This is a genomic window from Pectobacterium sp. CFBP8739 (genome assembly GCF_013449375.1).
GTDB lineage: Bacteria > Pseudomonadota > Gammaproteobacteria > Enterobacterales > Enterobacteriaceae > Pectobacterium.
In genome coordinates, this window is sequence record NZ_JACDRR010000007.1 from 189,203 (window position 1) to 206,739 (window position 17,537).

Genomic DNA, 17,537 nt, shown 5'->3' on the forward strand with positions numbered 1-17,537 from the left:
CAGCCAATTCAACAATCTGCTTTCTGCGAAACTTTTGGCTACCAATTTATTTAGATAAAGGGTTATTCACCGATGAAAGAAACAGCTGCTTGCTACGATGATCTACTTAACGCTTATCAGCGCTGGTTGACCGATTTGACCAATATCGCAATTAGAAACGGTATGTGTCATCCAGACATTCGATACAGTCACTGCCTTACAGTTTCAGTTTTGTATTTTCCCGAAGCAGGGGCAGTTACAGCGATTGTACCGCAATACCTGTACCGAATAGTTCATGGTAAAAAATGGCCTGACCCGCTGTTTTCACTAGATGATTTACGAACAATTCTCGCAGCTAATGATGAACTTCTATTCACCCATGCTGGGCTGGAAGGGATTTTACTGAGTGAATGCGTCAGACTGAAGCAAGGCCGCCTTGCAAACAAACTGATCTGCCTTTTCTCACAGTTTAAGATGCGTGAAATTCGCCATAAACTTGTCTGGCTATGTTGGTATGACCTTATGCGCGGGGCTTCAATGAATGACTGGTTAGTGAATTTGAAACTGATGAATAACGAGGAGATTTGCTTCTGGCTGGGTAAACGGCAGGAAGAAAATACGGCGTTGACAAACCTGATGGATGAATATGTCGTTTTTACGCGCTACTGATTACTGGTATCGCGGAGTACGTTGAATGGGATGTATCTGGCTAAATACCTCAATGACTATTTTTTGACTAAGGCTTTGATATCGCTCATAGCGCTACCCTGAATCCCTTTTTCAGACAGTTTCGAACCATAGTAGGGGCGCTATTTATATCCCTGTGAGCTAATCGATAGCAATACACAATCAGTGGTCACCATTCATTGCTCAGAACTCGGACGCATAGTAAAAAAAAGCCTTTGGGTCTACGAAGCTTTGTAAGAGACTGATAGATAGCCACAGTGACTTATTTACCCTCGGGCATTGGCAGACTAGATAGGAGCATCTTGAAATTATGGCAACCACTACTACTTTACCGGCAGGTGGACGCGCAACTGAAGCAGGAATGGCTTTCCAGGCTGGTGTAGGAATGTGGTTTGCTGCTCACTTACTTGCCAGAATGCCCGTTGGTAGTCGTTTTGGTTTAGATATTGAGGCGTATCCTGTTACTTTGCAAATGGAGACGGGGCAGGGTTTAGACGATATTTTGGTAACATTGTCCAATGGAGGTTGTATTGCTGTGCAGTGCAAGACTCGGCCTAGCTTGTCGGCATTAGCCACCTCAGATCTTGGTGAGACAATCGCTCAGACAGTCCAATTTGTTGCTGCTGCACCAACTACATCGCCTGCCATAAACCTACAACTTTCGGCTGCTGTGATGGCCGTGACTCCAGATGCTCCAACTACACTCAATGCGTTAGATGAATCCTGCAGAATGTTTACAACAGGCGATAACTGGCAGGCAGTTATCGCCCGTGTGGGCCAGGCACAGCGGAATGCGATAGAAATTCTTCAACAACATATTACTATAAGCCGTTCTACTGAGAATCTACCTGCCCCTACAGAGATAGACTTAGCGCAGTTGGCACGTTTATTTCACATTAAGCGCTTCGCAGTAACACAGGGTGATACCGATTGGCGAGAAGCCTCAAACATACTTGGGGCTCGGCTTTTTGGGGGAGAGGAGTGTGGGGCTGCACCACTCGCGAGCCTTTTGACAATTATGAGGGGCTTGATACGAAATGGTGCACCTTCCGACAGAGACGGTCTTCTTCGACTGTTAAGAGCTGCTGGGCACGAAGACACAAAGACACCTCATTTTGATGAAGATATTACAACGCTTCGTCAAAAAACGCAGACGGAGATAGTGCGACTGCAAAATCATGCTTTCCTGCCTATTTCTGGTGGGCTTCAAATCGAACGGACATTTATGCCAGCAATGAAAGCTGCTGCTGACGCAGGCAGTTTTTTGTTAACGGGCGAGCCTGGTGCTGGCAAGACTGGTGTGCTGGTATCATTTACTCGGGAGCGTCTTACAACAGACCAGACCACAGTTTTCATTTCCGTGGATGATTTAGCGGGCGTAGCCACCGAAGATGCCTTACGAGTTGCACTAAACCTACAACATCCCCTCATCGATGTATTATCTGCATGGCCTGGACAAGGGCGAGGCGTTCTTGTCATTGATGCTCTGGATGCATCGAGAGGAGGTTACTCAGAAGGCGTGTTCGCCAGCCTGATAGAAGGTTTACAGGTGAGGCTTGAAGAAAAATGGTCGGTAGTTGCCTCCATTAGATCCTTTGATCTTAGAAATGGGAAGCGCTTTATGAGAGCGATGGCAGGAACGCCACCTGACAATACGTACATCGATAGCACTGTGGCAAATGTCAGGCACTTCCAGATACCTCTGCTTACAGAGCACGAGATGAAAATAGTAGGTTCCAACGAAGCTCGTATCGGTGAATTGCTAGCTACTGCGCCTGTATCGGTTCGAGCTTTGTTGCGTAATGTTTTCAACCTTTCGTTAGCGGCTGAATTGTTGGAAAGTGGAACAACAGCTGTAAACCTAGCAATGGTCACAACCCAATCCGATTTAATTGATCGCTACGAAGATGAGCGGCTGCTTTCTACAGATCTACAAGCATCGGTTACAAGAGCTGTTGAAGTCATGGTTGAACGGCGTCGTTTAATACTACGCAAAATGGATGTGGCACACCCAGCGCTAGACGATGTCCTCGCCGCTGGCGTACTTGTTACTAATGGTGATCGTATTGGGTTTGCACACCATGTTCTTTTCGATCACGCTGCCGGTCGTTTTTTCCTCGATTGGAATGATACTGCACAGCTTGTCATCCAGCTTTCTGGTACTGAAGGGATCGGCCTCCTTCTAGGGCCATCTCTTCGGTTCGCTATTGAGAGAGTTTGGTGTGATGATTCCGCTGGACGTCCGCATAGTTGGGGTTTTGTCTCTGAACTGGTTGCAACACCTGGAATTGATCCAGTTGTAACGAGCGCCGCACTTCGCTCTGTAGCCGAGCGGGTTGCTGAACCAGAGGATATCACCTCTCTATGCTCATTGCTCATGCGACCAGAGCAAGCAGGTCGCATGGGATCCATATTCTCTAAAATTGTTCGATTTGCTGAGATGAGTTTTGGCATAGATTACCCAGTTCCAATTTCAGTTTGTACTGCATGGGCAACTGTGGCAGCAGTGGCGGCCAGTACGCAACAGCGAGAATATGCCGATGGTATACATATAATTTTGCATGCCCTCGTTCAGAAGGCGAATTTCACTGATGCTGATTTCTTAGATAGTTTTGGGAGAGCAGCACGTGATTTGTTACGGATTAGTTGGTCGGGTGACCCACAATTAACGTTCTTCTCTAATAGTGCAATTCGTTTCGTCACCAAGTCATTTGGTAGCGCCCCTGCAGCGTCAAGATTCCTTCTTCAGCAAATTCTTCAAGAGCCTCGCTTCACAGAGTATGCGCACAGTGACGCTCCACGGTTGACGGAAGGGGTAAAACATATCATTCCCCATGATCCAGAATTTGCCATTTCTGTTTATGAGACTCTCTTTGGACGCTCCGCACCTTCAGATGGAGATAGTTGGATCGGTGGCTCAGTGAGCAGGATTATGCCGTTGCGCTCAAATCGTCGACAGGATTACGAACATGGCCGCTGGAACTTGGTGCAGGCACTACCCGAATTTCTTCGTACCTTTCCTGCTGAGGCTACGCGAGCGGTAAATTTAGCAACTTTCGGCATGGGATTGAGCGATAGACAAAGACGCGCAGAACGCCTAGTACATGTTATCCAATGCGATGCACAATTAATGAACATTGTTGAGGATGGCCTTTCATATCGCGATTGGCGAGGCAATTATGATAGTACGGTCTCACAAGACGGGGATGTGCTCGCAGTATTTGTCAGCTTCCTTGTGTCATGTCAGCCTGATGAGTTCCGACAAGTGGTAATTACAGCTCAGCAAGAAGAGGTGGGGGCTGCATCGGTATGGGCCCGTATTTTTGGCATTGGTGCTGAACGGCTTGGGGTTGCAGACGATCTGCTCTGGCCTATTGCTTCAGCTCACGGTTTAGTCCAAATAACAGATCTTGCTCGCGATTGTACTGCCTATCTATCATCAGCCTATGCAACAGCATCGACAGATCAACGCACTGCATTGGAAAATCGTTATGTTGAGAACGTTCTCGCAACTGGTGAAAATGAGGCTGTTCGAGCGAGTTATTGTGCTGCTCGCCTGCTCTCTATTCTGTGTGACGAGTTGATAGCTACAGTTGCATTTCGTGATCTGAAAGCACGGTTAGAGGCTGAGGGACTTCTCACGAGCAACCGTCCAGTTATAACCATAGAGACCACATGGAATCCAGTTGGTGATGTAACCGAAAGCTTTGTAAGACGACTTGGAGTTAATGTTGACGAAGTGCCTGACCGACTAATTCTAGATGCATTGCAAGCTTTGGATGCCGCGTCTAAGGAAGTACTTAATGTTCCTGAATTGGGGTCTTTAGCGCGCCTGTGGGCTGAGGTGTCTTCAACTATTGAGGTAATTGATGGACTGTTAATATCAGCTCATGAAGCCACGCAGCAAGCTGCGTGGGGGAAAATAAGCATTGCGCTTGACTGCATTTCTGGAGCGGAACTCTACGATCCTACGAGTGCGGGACATCCAACATTAACTGAGCTTTTGGGAATATTAGACAGACTAGTTGAGAGCCAACACTCTACACCACTTTCAAATGTAGCAAGTACAACGATGGTTCGGGAAAACTTGGCTTCAAGTTTTATGAACCTTGCATGCCGATTCGGTAGAACTGACATCACTTTGCTTGATCGCATTGAGGTGATGCTTGATGATCTAGAGCCTATGGTCAGGCAACAAGTGTCTGGCTCTCTCAATCGCCTATGGGATATAGACCGCCAACGTATGTGGGCCCTAATGACAAAGGTTGTCCACCAAGAAGTAGATCGTTGTAACATGGCTTATTTTGTGGGGGGACCGCTACACAGTGTTTCGAATGTGGACGTTGAACAGGCCGAAAATTTACTTATAACTATTATTAATTGTTTCCCGATAGCAAGTGAAAGTGGTTCTGAAGAGGAGAAAAAACTTGCACAAGCATTGGGAACTATGGTGACTGACCTCTATGTCTACCAAAATAGAACCGCATGTTTTGCTCATTTTTTAAACTGGCTGCAAAATATTGCCAGTGCCAGTGATTTATTTCATCCAGGTGTTTTTAAATTGCGCGATGCATTTTTCTTCAAATATCTGGATAGGGATGCGGATATCCAGGATAGAGCAAGAGAAGTTCTAGGAAAGGTCGTTGCTGCTGCGGCAAGATCATTGCCAGTAGCACTGTCAAATTTTAATGCTTCCGAGGAAGGATCGCATCAACAAGCCGCAAGCGAAAGGGATTATAACTTAGCATTAAGGCTTATTGAGCATTGTGTGAACCAGCTGTATTTCGGGTCGGGTGCGTATACTTCCAACAGTGCTAAGAATGAAGCGATGCTGAAAACGGCAGCCCACAAACGTAGCTTCTTAGTTGATTATCAGCCCATTCTGTTCGCGATAGGTCAGTCTGGAGGTCCATCTGCAATTCATTTCCTCGTTCAACTTTACGAGTATATAGCTGATGGAGATCCGGCTGCTGTATTTGATGAAGTGGCTGCACTTCTTGTAGGACCTGCAGCACGTGGGCAGTATCACTTCGAAAGCCTCGCAAGTGGTGTTGTAGTGCAGATCGTAAGACGCTATTTAGCGGATTATCGGGAGATATTCGAAGAGCCTGCCAGAAGAACCGCGTTACTTTGTGTACTTGAACTTTTTTCAAATGCCGGTTGGCCGCAAGCGTTCCAATTGTTATACGAATTGCCTGATTTAATGCGGTAGATTTAGGTGATTAGAGAAGGTAGGCAGATTTGACAATGAATAGTGTATGAAAGCTTAACACAACTGAATTTATTTAGATGTCACCCAAAGATCTCGAAGCAAAAAAACGACACCATTACGTGTGGGCGAACTACCTCATTAGGTCGGCCGTATACGAAACTCAAAAAATTAAAAAACTCAAAAAACTCATAAAGTCTAGAGAGCGCGATAATCTTAATAATTACGATTATTATTATTAGCTCGTATTGAGTTAGAAAGCGAAGACGATCGGGAGTATGACTACGAAGCATATTAGGTAGAGAAACTATCAGTTTCTTGATGTACTGAAGGCCGTCAAATTTTTGCATATACAGAACTCAGCATGATAAATAGAAATCCCCGCTATCTGGTAAAGGATTCGGGGATTCATGGAGATAATATCTATATGGAATAATTTTAATAAAATTACTTTTTCATCGGAGGGATCTTGGGGCCACTCACTGGTGAAAAAGTCCCCTGGAAGGTTGTTGGAGCAGAAGTTTGACGGCCATATTCGAGAATTTGGTTACCTTGTTGTGGTTTGGCAACCATCTGAAGACCTTCAGAAACGACCTGAGCACCACTAGTTGCTATCTGTAGCCCGTCTTGTATCTTGACTTGTCTACCATCAAAGGTCAGCATGCTGGTTTTTTTCGGTGTCTGATTCTTTGTCATGTGGAACCTCAATGTGGTTTTCAAATACGACCATTTTGCCGTATTCTTTTGAGAGATAAATAAAGTTCGTCATCCAGAGAGCATCCCCAGTTTCCGAATTGAGCACGGTAGCATTTAAAAGCCCAAGCTCCTGTGTCTTCTCATTTTCGTTATACAGAAAGACTGTTCCATGGATGAGCATATTGTTTTCATGCAATAGAACGTAGCATTGGCCTGTATTCCTGTGCATGACCTCAACTGATCTTATAAAAGCATTGTCATCGCCATATTTATTTGAAATACCCTTACGTAATAACAATTCATGAAATGTACGTTTGGTTGCAAGGTAGACAGAAATCAATCCCAAGGGGATAGCACAAAGTCCTCCCAGTAAAATCTCCAATGGATTAATAGCTATCTTTTCCTGATTGGAAATTGACCAGACTGACAGTAGTCTCCAGTTAATGGATTTAGTATCTCCAATCCCTGCAATTAGTTGAAATAAAATCATAACTGCCTGCATTGAAAGGTAAGTAACAATACCAAAAACCACCGACATTAGAATATATCGAAATGAATCCCAGGACTTATGTTGTGTATAGGTATCATAAATTAGTGCCATAATGACACCAGGGATCATTATTGTTACTAGAGATACTGTCAATGTGTTCATTTACATTTCCAATAATTCAATTTTAAGATCAAATATCAATTGGTAACCCTAACTTCAGTAACCTTAAAGCTATCTGGATTAATAGAAAAACTATTATAAGGAGCCTGTAATTTCCAACTTTGCCCTGCCTCAAGGTTTTCTACCATCGCAATGGTTTGTCCCACAACGGCATTATTTTGAAGCAGGTTAAATTTCACGAACACATGTTTTAATGTCTGGTTGGTCGAATTAACGCCATTACCTTCAATCTGCTGCATTCCATTTGGAGTTGTGGCAAAGCGAAGGTCAGAAAGGAATACTTGTTGGTTACCATCTGAAGCAAGCACAGAACCAGAAACCATAGCGACAGTAAAAATGATATTGCGAAGAGTTTTTTTCATTGAGTTACCAATTATAAGTATTGAGCTACGGGTGGGTGAATAAAGGCAGGTCGTAATGACCTGCCTAATACCGGTAATAAAACTACTTTGTTTTACGACAAGCCGTACAATGGGGAATAACTAAAACTTTCCCCTTTTTAGGAAGAATCACCTTGCCCGTCTTTTCATGGATAGCTTTTGTAGCAAACGAAATTTCACAATCCTGTTTACAGCGTGGGCAGTAGCCCATTCGTGGTGTGGTCATATACCACTCCTTATGTTTCACGGAGTGCCATTTCACCGGAGGCAGGCTTGTCGGCTACGCTACAATTAACGTATACTCGACATTCTGATCAGCAAGACTCAGTGGTGAACGACTCTCCGCAGAGTTTTTGTTTTTCTGGTGAAGGACTGTCTGCAAACAGTCCTTCACCATCCCCTCAGAAATAATCCAACCAGACTAACAACTTCACCTGAATGAACCGTCCTGAGCTATCATGTCGATTAGATTACTTTCTCGACTGAGGTGATCCTATCTCATTGCGTAAAGCAGTGCAATATGTGATAATGAACAGTATATTTAATAGATTATAAATTGGAGCGTATCGATGTCAATGTTTCATGATGTTCATCTGGAACTGCTGGTCGACGCCTATTCACTTCCCCAGGCAGAACGACTTGCGTACATAGATCTCTGTATTCGCTATCTTGGCAGCATCTCCAGAGCTGAAATTATGGCTGAGTTCAAGGTTGCTCAGGCTGCAGCATCTAAGGATCTTGCTCTCTATCGGGAGTTAAAACCGGATAACTGCAGCATTGATACTACAACCAAAAGAACTGTTATCCTTGCAGACAGCTATACCCCACTAATCAGGATTGGTGTTCACACTGCCCTTAACCTTATTCAGTATGGGTTTACGCGCTCCGAATTAATGCAAAAACGGCCCATGCTACCCATTGATGAGGTGGACCCGCTCTATCAGCCGGAACGTCTCAAAGAACAACAGGTAGCGGCGGTAACAAGGGCAATAAAGAGACAATGTGCCATTAGATGCTCATACGGTTCAAAAAGTGGTGATCACAGGGAAAGGATACTGTTTCCATCAGCGTTGTTTGTTGACCGCAAGAACTGGTATTTCAGAGCTTATGACCGAAATGAGGAACAACCACACCGCAGTGGTTTTAAGAACTTCAAACTATCCAGACTTTTTGATGCTCATTTGGAAGCTTCAATTTCACCAACTCTTGCTGAGAAGACCGATAGGGAGTGGGATGAAGAAATCACTTTTATCATTGAATTTAAAAAGAATTTACCAAAAGAAACAATTAATGAGATATCACGCGAGTTCTCTATCAATGGTAACGTCCATTCCGTCACTTGCCGCGCTGCGCTGGCCTGTTATGTTAAAACCAACTGGAAAATTGATTTAACCAACGATATAAGCAACCAGTGGTTGTACTTTGATGTACTGAATGCAGAGGCCTTACGGGAAGTTCAGTGCCTGGCATCATTGTTTGAACAAAAAAACGGGTAATTATTACAACATATTGATTTGTGGCTGCTTTGCAGCCACCTCCTTTATCTTCCATGGGTTGCGCCCATCTCATTCATCATATTTCTCGATCCGTATTGTGCCGGAAAAGATACCGACAGAATTATTACTGTTGTTGGTAAAAATACGTATTTATAGCCAGCATTACCTTTTGAGGTAGTTCATTTGTGTGAATAATAATCACGATTTTTGATGATTTCGTCTATGGTATTTCTCAACATAATGTCAGCCATTGCTCACAGTCGACAGTCAGATTTAACCTCACCTTGTCGCAGATCAGTGTCCTGTTGAGTAATGCCTAATCCATCTGATATTTCAGTGTTATCTGGTATGAGTTTGGATATTTTTGCTATATAGAACCTCTCTAGTATGAGACCAGTAAAATTAGTGAGTTATATACACATCATGCAAAAGCCGGAACAACTCCGGCTAATCATCTGCCTGCCTACCTACTGTCGCTTACCCATCACCACAACCTTCTTCACATCCCCATGTTCCAGCCCATCAATAAAATCCCCATACCACTGCAACATACCCCTTCGCTGCTCCAAATACTGCGCATGGTTATACGTTCCACGAATGGTGTTCTTGTCCACATGGGCAAGCTGCAATTCGATCCAGGCGGTGTTATAGCCTTGTTCGTGTAGTATGGTGCTCATTGTGTGACGAAAGCCGTGGCCTGTCGCTTTACCGTGATAACCAATCCGTTTCAGTACCTGATTAATACTGGCTTCACTCATCGGTTTGGTGATGTCGTTACGTCCAGGGAAAACCAGATTGTAGCGCCCGGTAACGGCCTGGAGCTGTTGCAGCGCATCAATCACTTGAGCAGATAGGGGCACGAGGTGAGGGCGGCGCATTTTCATGCGTTCTTTCGGTACTTCCCAGAGCCCTTTTTCGAAATCAAACTCCTTCCATTCAGCTTGTCGTAATTCGATAGTACGAACGCCGGTAAGCATCAGGATACGTGTTGCCAGTTGCGTGATCTTACTCCCCGAATAAGTTGATAAAGCACGTAGAAAATCCAGCAGTTCATCAGGTAGCAGGTGAGGGTAGTGCGTAGCCTTTGGTGGGGGAAGGGCGCTTGCCAATTCTGATGCTGGATTGTTTTCCGCTCTGCCAGTGACAATGGCGTAGCGGAACACCTGATTACAGGCTTGGCGGATTTTACGCAACTTGTCGAGTACGCCACGTTTTTCCAGTTTGCGCAGCGAGGTTAGCATTTCCAGCGGCTTAATCTCTGCAATAGGGCGTTTACCGATATCAGGAAAAATATCGTTCTCAAACGCTTCCATCAGATCTTCTGCGTACCCCTTCGACCAGTTAGGACGCTTATATTCATGCCATTCGAGAGCGATGGCCTTGAAGGTGTTATCGATATTGATTTTTTTAGCCTGTCTTTCGACCTGCTTTTGTTCACTGGGATCGCCACCTGAGGCGACGATTTTTCGAGCCTCTTCCCGTTTTAATCTCGCTTCTGCCAGCGAGATGTCAGGATAAACGCCGATAGATAATTTTTTCTCTTTTCCTGCAACGCGGTACTTCAAACGCCAATATTTGGCTCCATTCGGCTTTATCAGAAGATAAAGGCCCGCGCCGTCAGTGAGTTTGTATTCTTTGTCTTGTGGCTTGGCGGTTTCTATTTGTCGAGCATTAAGTGGCATTGCGGGGGCCCCTAATAGTCATTGAACAAGAAGAGCCCCCATAGAGGCCCCCAACATCGACTTGATTTCCGGTATGCTGGGTTGACCTCGGTGGAGCTCAGCGACAGAAAATCCTAGTGGTATCAATGAATATAACGGGGTTTTGTTGAACTCGGTAGAGTCTGGGAGAAGATAAAATGGTACGCCCTACAGGATTCGAACCTGTGACCTACGGCTTAGAAGGCCGTTGCTCTATCCAGCTGAGCTAAGGGCGCATTGCGCGAAAGAAGTGGCTGCTGCTTGTCACAACAGTGGGCTGGATTATACCCACACGTCCCAATGAGTCAACGGGTTGGCGCTGGATTTACGTTATACGGTGAATCCCTGTACAACTTTGGTGAATGTCGCTTTTCCTAGTGTGACTTTTTTGCACAATTGCGAGCGTCATCCACATGAGTGACATAGAGCAGTGAAAATTTCAGTTTTATCTGCTGGATGCGTTCAGTAATTCTTTTCAAGTTATGATCGGACGTATTCTGCACCCTACGCTGTTGGTACACTATGCCCGCATTCGTTGGGTTTTGGATGAGTGTGGGCTGCTTTCACGTACCAGGCTTATCGCTCGGTCATTTGTGGATCCGCTATTTTGTCGAACTTTGGAACCTTTTGATTTATGAACATTCTTTCATCCGCACTCTTGCGCGTTTGTCTGCTGGCGATGTTGATGCTGCCTGTTGGATATGCAGCGGCGGCGAATGCGGATTCTGATCCACAGCCTGCGCAGACCGATGCGCCAGTAAAAATTAATGTTGATGCCGAGTTGGTCAAGCTGCAAAAACAGTTAGATAACATTAAGCAGCAGGTTTCAGGCACCAACAACGACAGCAAGTTTGGCGCGTTGAATGACACCACGCAGGAACTGGTGAATAGCGCCAACGAACTTGCTAATGCGGTAGCACCGCAGCGCGCTCAAATTCAGGCTCAGTTGGATGTTTTAGGGCCTGCGCCAGAGCCTGGAGCCAGCATTAGTGAAACCAGCGAAGTAACGCGTAAGCGAAACAGTCTGAATACGCAAAAAACAAAAATGGATGCGCAGATTGAGCAGATTCAGACGTTACGCAATGGAGCGGCCAACCTGTCAGCGCAAATTGTTACTCTGCGTCGTAATGCGCTGAAAACGCAGTTGGCATTGAATTCCGGTAGCATTTTGGGAGGGCGCTTCTGGGCACCGGTTGTGACTCCGCAGGCTGAGGATGTACGCCGCCTGAGTACCTTTCAGGATCAATTAAGTGACGCTTTTACGGTGGCTTGGGAGCCAGACTGGCGTTACGGTTCGGCATGCCTGATTTTGATCGCTATGGTCATGAGCTCGGCGGGGCGTCGGTATATGGAGAAATGCCTAGCCTGGGCGGGAATCAACTGGCTGCCGGAAGGGCGTCTGCGGCGGAGCTTTTTAGCCACGGCGTCGGTTATTTCAACCGTGGTCACGATCGGCATTGCGGCAAATCTGATCGATTTTACGTTCGTGCGCCACGGTGAGGCCTCTGAGCGCGTGGTGTCGTTCCTTGATGCGCTGGTGAAACAGGCCATTTTCTGTTCGATGATAGCGGGGTTAGGGCGAGCATTTCTTTCGAATCAACGTCCTTCTTGGCGTTTGCCTGCGATTGCTAACCCCGTCGCAAAAGCCATGAAACCGTTTCCTGTGGTTGCCGCAGGCATTATTCTGATCTTCGGTTTTATTGAACAAGTGACCGCGACGGTAGGGACATCGGTCGCGGCAACTATCATGGTGAATGGCTTATCTGCGTTGTTTCTGGCCTTCACCGCAGGGACGATAACCCTGAAAAGCGATCAAATTCGTCGGCAGATGGTGCATTCAGGGGAGCAACCGGAAGCCCGTTCGACATTATCTGGCGTGATTCATCTTGCGGTATTGGCGACATCGTTCTCGATTTTGGTATCGCTGGCCATTGGTTATATCTCACTGGCCCGTTTTCTGGCGTTCGAGCTGGTGTGGATTGGCATGGTGTTCTCCTGCCTGTACTTGTTCTCAACGTTTATTACCGACATTTGCGAAAGTCTCTTTTCCCCTAACAATGCTAGCGGCAAGCGGATGAAAAATTCGCTCAATCTGCATGACCGTCATCTGGTCCAGGCCACCTTGATTCTGTCGGCCAGCGGCAAAGTGCTGTTAATCTTAATGGCGGCGGTTGCCTTACTTAACGGTACGTTTGGCACCACTACGCCGCTGGAACTGGTGCAAAAAGCCGTTGAAATCTGGGGCGGAAAAGGGCTGGAAACGCTCAGCATTGTGCCTGCGCATCTGGTCAATGCGGTGCTTTTTCTGGTCGTGGGGGTGTATGTTTTACGCTCCTCAAAACGCTGGCTGGAAGATGAGTTCCTTCCTAAAACGACGTTAGAACGCGGAATCCGTGCGTCGCTGGTAACGCTGTTCAGCAACATCGGCTACATCCTGATTATTCTGCTGACGTTGGCGACATTGGGGATTGAATGGAACAAGCTGGCATGGATTGTCAGCGCGCTGTCTGTGGGTATCGGTTTTGGTTTACAGGAGATAGTGAAGAACTTTATCTCCGGCCTGATTTTGTTGACGGAGAGACCGGTGAAAGTTGGGGACTCGGTCAGCATCAGCGGGGTTGAAGGGGATATCCGGCGGATTAACGTGCGTGCGACGGAGATTCAGTTGGGTGACCGGTCGACGGTGATCGTGCCGAACTCTCAGTTTATTTCACAGAATGTGCGCAATATTACGATGGGCAATCCGTTTGGGGTTGCCACGCTGGCGCTGACGTTCCCACTGGATATCGATCCCGAAGAGGTCCGCACACTGTTACTGGATGCCTATATTAGCCACGATGCGATTCTGGAATCACCGGCACCGTCAGTGAAGTTCAGCCAGTTGAACCCAACGGGCATGGTGCTGAGCGTCACGGGTTATGTCAGCAGCCCGAGAATGGTATCGGAAGCGAAGAGCGATCTGTTGTTTGCGATTATCAAGCGACTGCGGGAATCTAATATTCCACTGGCCGTACCGCAGAAGATGGTGCTGGAAAACTCAGGGTTTGCCCTGCCTGACGGCATGTCGGGTGACGATAAGTAGTTCGCTCAGTCATCCGTTATCCGGTATTGAACGGGTAACGGATGAATATCGAAGCCGTGCTTACAGGATATGACGCGCGGCTATTTTCCCTGCTGCTTAATCATATCAAGATAGATTTCACGCAACCGCTGAGTGATTTTTCCGGGTTTCCCATCACCGATCGTTTTTCCATCCAACATCACGACGGGGAGAACCAGCATGGTGGCCGAGGTGACAAAAATCTCTTTGGCGTGATAGGCCTCTTCCGGCGTAAAGCACCGTTCTTCCAGCGTAATACCATCCTTTTCTGCCAGCTTGAGCAGCGACTGACGGGTAATGCCATGCAGAATAGCGTTGCTGAGTGGGCGAGTTACCACCGTGTTGTCATGCAGGACGATGTAGCAGTTGCAGGAACTGCCTTCGGTAATGAAACCCTCTTCGACAAAGAAGGCGTCATCAGCCTGATTCGCATGAGCGTACTCTTTTGCCAGGCTGGCGGCGAGCAGACTAACGGTTTTGATATCCCGACGATGCCAGCGAATATCTTCGGTGGTGACAACGTGCAGCCCGCTTGTGGCCTTCGGATTGCCGACCAGCGAACGTGCCTGAGTGAATAACACCAGCGTGGATTTGACGTCAGCAGAAGGGAAGTAGAAATCGCGATCGCCGGCATTGCCGCGGCTAAGTTGTAAATAGATCGCGCCTTCTTTCAGATCGTTTTTATTGATCAGCTCATCATGAATGGTTTTGAGTGCCTCAGGTGTGACGGGTAACGTGAGTGAGAGCTCACGGCAGGAGCGTTGCAGGCGAGTAATATGATCGGGGAAATCAACCAGCTTGCCATCAATGACCGCCGTCACTTCATAGACGGCATCGGCAAACAGGAAACCACGATCAAATACAGAAATTTTTGCTTCATTTTCTTCTAGATACTGTCCATCAACATAAACAAGACGTTGCATCACAACACTCCTTAATAGTTGCTCAATGCAGGTTAACACGCATTATCCCCACAATAATGCGTTGGGCGGTAATATTTCGCTACCGTTATAGTGCAACCCGTTATTGCGATCGCGCTGTAAAAGCAGCGGACCGTCCAAATCGACCACGGCGGCGCCTTGCGCGACGACAAACGCGGGTGCCATCGAGAGTGAGGTACTCACCATGCAGCCGACCATGATTTGTAATCCTTGCGCCTGTGCGTCGTTGCGCAGGCGTAGGGCCTCCGTTAGCCCGCCTGTTTTATCTAGCTTGATGTTGATCATGTCATAGCGCCCGGTCAAAACGGCCAGCGACTGGCTGTCATGACAGGATTCATCGGCACAGACGGGGATCGGGCGGGGCAAATTTTCCAGCACATCATCTTTACCCGCTGGGAAAGGTTGTTCGATCATCGTTACACCCAGTGCGACGAGTTCAGGAACCAGCGTCAGATAGCGCTCGGTGTTCCATCCCTCATTGGCGTCCACAATCAGACGGGCCAAGGGCGCACCTTCGCGAACGGCGGCAACTCTGGCCAGATCGTTTGCGTCTGCCAGTTTTAATTTGAGAAGGGGACGATGGGCATGATGTATCGCGGCGTGCCGCATACGATCTGGCGTATCCAGCGATAGGGTATAGGCCGTCTCCAACGGCATAGGCGAGGAGAGATTCAAACGCTGCCAAATGCGTTGCTGATGCTGTTTGCACTCCAGATCCCAGAGTGCGCAATCCAGCGCATTGCGCGCCGCGCCTGCGGGCAGAATAGTTTGTAGCATCTGTCGATCTAAACCGTTACGAACATCGCTGTGCAGTGAGCCAATTTGCGCCATTACGCTCTCGAGGGACTCGCCGTAGCGTGAATAAGGGACACATTCTCCGTAGCCCACCACGTTGCCGGACTGGAGCGCTACCACAACGACATCTGCCTGACGCTTGCTGCCACGTGAGATGGTAAATGCGCCCTCTATTGGCCAACTCTCGGTGAAATATCGCATCTCGGTCATAAGCTTACTCTCGGGTTAACCGTCCTGTGCTTCAGGGGTAAGTGCCTTGTTTGCAAGGCTTGTGGGGCATCAAGTGTAATGCTTCTTCCCGCGCATATTCTTCATTTTTCGCGATAAGTCGTTAGAAATTGATGGGGCTTCATTGCGGGAAGAAAAAATTTATTAAGCGTGGTATCGACAGGGAGAATTATCTGAGATAGCTTGAATATGCTCATCACACTTCAGGTTACATGTACTGCCGTAATCAACAAAAACGGGCTTACTGCGATTTGAGTGATGTTGAGTAGAGTGCCTTTTTACAGGCACTGCGTCGCTCGGACGGTCCGGGCGCTCACGTTAATTTGAGGATGTTATGGCTGATTCTACTTCTCCGCGCCGTTTTACGCGCATCGATCGTCTTCCCCCATATGTATTTAATATCACTGCTGAATTAAAAATGGCTGCGCGTCGTCGCGGCGAAGACATTATTGATTTCAGCATGGGTAACCCTGACGGCCCAACACCTCCTCATATCGTGGAAAAACTCTGTACGGTTGCACAACGCGAAGACACCCACGGATATTCGACCTCCCGAGGTATTCCGCGCTTACGCCGTGCGATCTCCCGCTGGTACGCCGATCGTTATGAGGTTGATATCGATCCTGAAAGCGAAGCGATTGTCACGATTGGTTCCAAAGAGGGGCTGGCGCATCTGATGTTGGCAACGTTGGATCATGGCGATACCGTGCTGGTGCCAAACCCTAGCTACCCGATTCATATTTATGGTGCGGTGATTGCTGGGGCGCAGGTTCGATCTGTGCCGCTGGTGGAAGGCGTCGATTTCTTCAACGAATTAGAACGCGCTATCCGCGAGAGTATCCCGAAGCCGAAAATGATGATTCTCGGTTTCCCATCGAACCCAACGGCACAGTGCGTTGAGCTGGATTTCTTTGAACGCGTGGTGGAGCTGGCGAAACAGTATGGCGTGCTGGTGATCCATGATTTGGCCTATGCCGATATCGTGTATGACGGCTGGAAAGCGCCATCGATCATGCAGGTTCCCGGTGCGAAGGACATCGCAGTGGAGTTTTTCACGCTGTCAAAAAGCTACAATATGGCGGGCTGGCGTATTGGCTTTATGGTCGGAAACCCAGAGCTGGTTAGCGCATTGGCGCGGATTAAGAGCTACCACGATTACGGCACGTTTACGCCGTTGCAGGTTGCCGCGATTGCCGCGTTGGAAGGCGATCAGCAATGCGTGCTAGATATTGCCGAGCAGTATCGTCAGCGCCGTAACGTGTTGGTTCGCGGTCTGCATGAAGCAGGTTGGATGGTTGATGAACCGAAAGCCTCCATGTATGTCTGGGCGAAAATTCCTGACGCCTATGCGCACCTAGGGTCGCTGGAGTTCGCCAAGCGACTGCTGTCGGAAGCGAAGGTTTGCGTCTCCCCTGGTATTGGCTTTGGCGATTATGGCGACACGCATGTTCGGTTTGCCTTAATTGAAAACCAGGATCGTATCCGGCAGGCCGTGCGCGGTATTAAGACCATGTTCCGCGCCGATGGCATCTTACCGACGACCAAACCGGTATCAAGCAAGGGCTCCGCAGCTTAATCATCACGGCTCCCAGTCAACTGACTGGGAGCAACATAAACATGCCGTGACAGCGGCTTATCATTTGCTAGAATGCCTAC

At 47.5% G+C, this 17,537-nt stretch carries 12 protein-coding genes and 1 tRNA gene; 5 read left to right on the forward strand and 8 right to left on the reverse strand.

Annotated elements, in window-relative coordinates:
* The first annotated feature begins 72 nt into the window (after positions 1-72).
* Positions 73-648: a hypothetical protein gene (locus H0247_RS06845; protein WP_180741871.1), complete on the forward strand. Its 576-nt coding sequence runs from the start codon at positions 73-75 to the stop codon at positions 646-648.
* 328 nt (positions 649-976) lie between these two features.
* Entirely contained in the window at positions 977-5,878 is a 4,902-nt protein-coding gene (locus H0247_RS06850; protein WP_180741872.1) for a hypothetical protein, read from the forward strand.
* Between the two features lie 444 nt (positions 5,879-6,322).
* Here the strand turns inward: H0247_RS06850 and H0247_RS06855 are convergent, their stop codons facing one another.
* The 4 genes from H0247_RS06855 to H0247_RS06870 all read right to left on the reverse strand — a co-directional run bounded on the left by H0247_RS06855 (position 6,323) and on the right by H0247_RS06870 (position 7,847).
* The gene (locus tag H0247_RS06855; RefSeq protein ID WP_219606655.1) at positions 6,323-6,571 is read right to left on the reverse strand and encodes a hypothetical protein; all 249 of its coding nucleotides are present in this window, start codon (positions 6,569-6,571) and stop codon (positions 6,323-6,325) included.
* Positions 6,525-7,223, reverse strand: coding sequence for a hypothetical protein (locus H0247_RS06860; protein ID WP_111778552.1), 699 nt, complete (start codon positions 7,221-7,223; stop codon positions 6,525-6,527). The genes H0247_RS06855 and H0247_RS06860 overlap by 47 nt, the downstream gene beginning before the upstream one ends.
* 35 nt (positions 7,224-7,258) lie before the next feature.
* Positions 7,259-7,603, reverse strand: a complete 345-nt coding sequence (locus tag H0247_RS06865; RefSeq protein ID WP_180741874.1) for an FxLYD domain-containing protein — start codon at positions 7,601-7,603, stop codon at positions 7,259-7,261.
* An 82-nt stretch (positions 7,604-7,685) separates the two neighbouring features.
* The gene (locus H0247_RS06870; RefSeq protein ID WP_159106591.1) at positions 7,686-7,847 is read right to left on the reverse strand and encodes a hypothetical protein; all 162 of its coding nucleotides are present in this window, start codon (positions 7,845-7,847) and stop codon (positions 7,686-7,688) included.
* Between the two features lie 343 nt (positions 7,848-8,190).
* Here H0247_RS06870 and H0247_RS06875 point away from each other — a divergent pair, with 343 nt between their 5' ends.
* Complete coding sequence (locus tag H0247_RS06875; RefSeq protein WP_180741875.1) at positions 8,191-9,117, forward strand: WYL domain-containing protein; 927 nt, start codon at positions 8,191-8,193, stop codon at positions 9,115-9,117.
* A gap of 467 nt (positions 9,118-9,584) precedes the next feature.
* On the opposite strand, the gene H0247_RS06880 is transcribed toward H0247_RS06875, so the two are convergent.
* Together H0247_RS06880 and H0247_RS06885 are read right to left on the reverse strand one after the other, a co-directional pair.
* Positions 9,585-10,799 (reverse strand): integrase arm-type DNA-binding domain-containing protein, encoded by a 1,215-nt coding sequence (locus tag H0247_RS06880; protein ID WP_180741876.1) that lies wholly within the window; start codon positions 10,797-10,799, stop codon positions 9,585-9,587.
* 177 nt (positions 10,800-10,976) lie between these two features.
* Positions 10,977-11,053 (reverse strand) — tRNA-Arg (locus H0247_RS06885).
* 398 nt (positions 11,054-11,451) lie between these two features.
* On the opposite strand from H0247_RS06885, the gene H0247_RS06890 reads away from it, so the two are divergent.
* On the forward strand, positions 11,452-13,899 hold the full coding sequence (locus tag H0247_RS06890) for a DUF3772 domain-containing protein (protein ID WP_180741877.1): 2,448 nt from the start codon (positions 11,452-11,454) through the stop codon (positions 13,897-13,899).
* 80 nt (positions 13,900-13,979) lie between these two features.
* Here H0247_RS06890 and H0247_RS06895 read toward each other — a convergent pair whose 3' ends face one another.
* Both H0247_RS06895 and dgcA read right to left on the reverse strand, forming a co-directional pair.
* A complete protein-coding gene (locus H0247_RS06895; RefSeq protein WP_180741878.1) occupies positions 13,980-14,840 on the reverse strand; it encodes a D-amino-acid transaminase in 861 nt (286 codons plus the stop codon).
* 42 nt (positions 14,841-14,882) lie between these two features.
* Positions 14,883-15,863: an N-acetyl-D-Glu racemase DgcA gene (dgcA, locus tag H0247_RS06900; RefSeq protein ID WP_180741879.1), complete on the reverse strand. Its 981-nt coding sequence runs from the start codon at positions 15,861-15,863 to the stop codon at positions 14,883-14,885.
* Positions 15,864-16,215: 352 nt separating this feature from the next.
* Here dgcA and alaC point away from each other — a divergent pair, with 352 nt between their 5' ends.
* The gene (gene alaC, locus H0247_RS06905; RefSeq protein ID WP_180741880.1) at positions 16,216-17,457 is read left to right on the forward strand and encodes an alanine transaminase; all 1,242 of its coding nucleotides are present in this window, start codon (positions 16,216-16,218) and stop codon (positions 17,455-17,457) included.
* The last annotated feature ends 80 nt before the right edge of the window (positions 17,458-17,537 follow it).

Excerpts from the sequence above, each read along its gene's own strand:
- H0247_RS06845 (WP_180741871.1), top strand. The coding sequence starts at position 73 with ATGAAAGAAACAGCTGCTTGCTACGATGATCTACTTAACGCTTATCAG.
- H0247_RS06850 (WP_180741872.1), top strand. The coding sequence starts at position 977 with ATGGCAACCACTACTACTTTACCGGCAGGTGGACGCGCAACTGAAGCA.
- H0247_RS06855 (WP_219606655.1), bottom strand. The coding sequence starts at position 6,571 with ATGACAAAGAATCAGACACCGAAAAAAACCAGCATGCTGACCTTTGAT.
- H0247_RS06860 (WP_111778552.1), bottom strand. The coding sequence starts at position 7,223 with ATGAACACATTGACAGTATCTCTAGTAACAATAATGATCCCTGGTGTC.
- H0247_RS06865 (WP_180741874.1), bottom strand. The coding sequence starts at position 7,603 with ATGAAAAAAACTCTTCGCAATATCATTTTTACTGTCGCTATGGTTTCT.
- H0247_RS06870 (WP_159106591.1), bottom strand. The coding sequence starts at position 7,847 with ATGACCACACCACGAATGGGCTACTGCCCACGCTGTAAACAGGATTGT.
- H0247_RS06875 (WP_180741875.1), top strand. The coding sequence starts at position 8,191 with ATGTCAATGTTTCATGATGTTCATCTGGAACTGCTGGTCGACGCCTAT.
- H0247_RS06880 (WP_180741876.1), bottom strand. The coding sequence starts at position 10,799 with ATGCCACTTAATGCTCGACAAATAGAAACCGCCAAGCCACAAGACAAA.
- H0247_RS06890 (WP_180741877.1), top strand. The coding sequence starts at position 11,452 with ATGAACATTCTTTCATCCGCACTCTTGCGCGTTTGTCTGCTGGCGATG.
- H0247_RS06895 (WP_180741878.1), bottom strand. The coding sequence starts at position 14,840 with ATGCAACGTCTTGTTTATGTTGATGGACAGTATCTAGAAGAAAATGAA.
- dgcA (WP_180741879.1), bottom strand. The coding sequence starts at position 15,863 with ATGACCGAGATGCGATATTTCACCGAGAGTTGGCCAATAGAGGGCGCA.
- alaC (WP_180741880.1), top strand. The coding sequence starts at position 16,216 with ATGGCTGATTCTACTTCTCCGCGCCGTTTTACGCGCATCGATCGTCTT.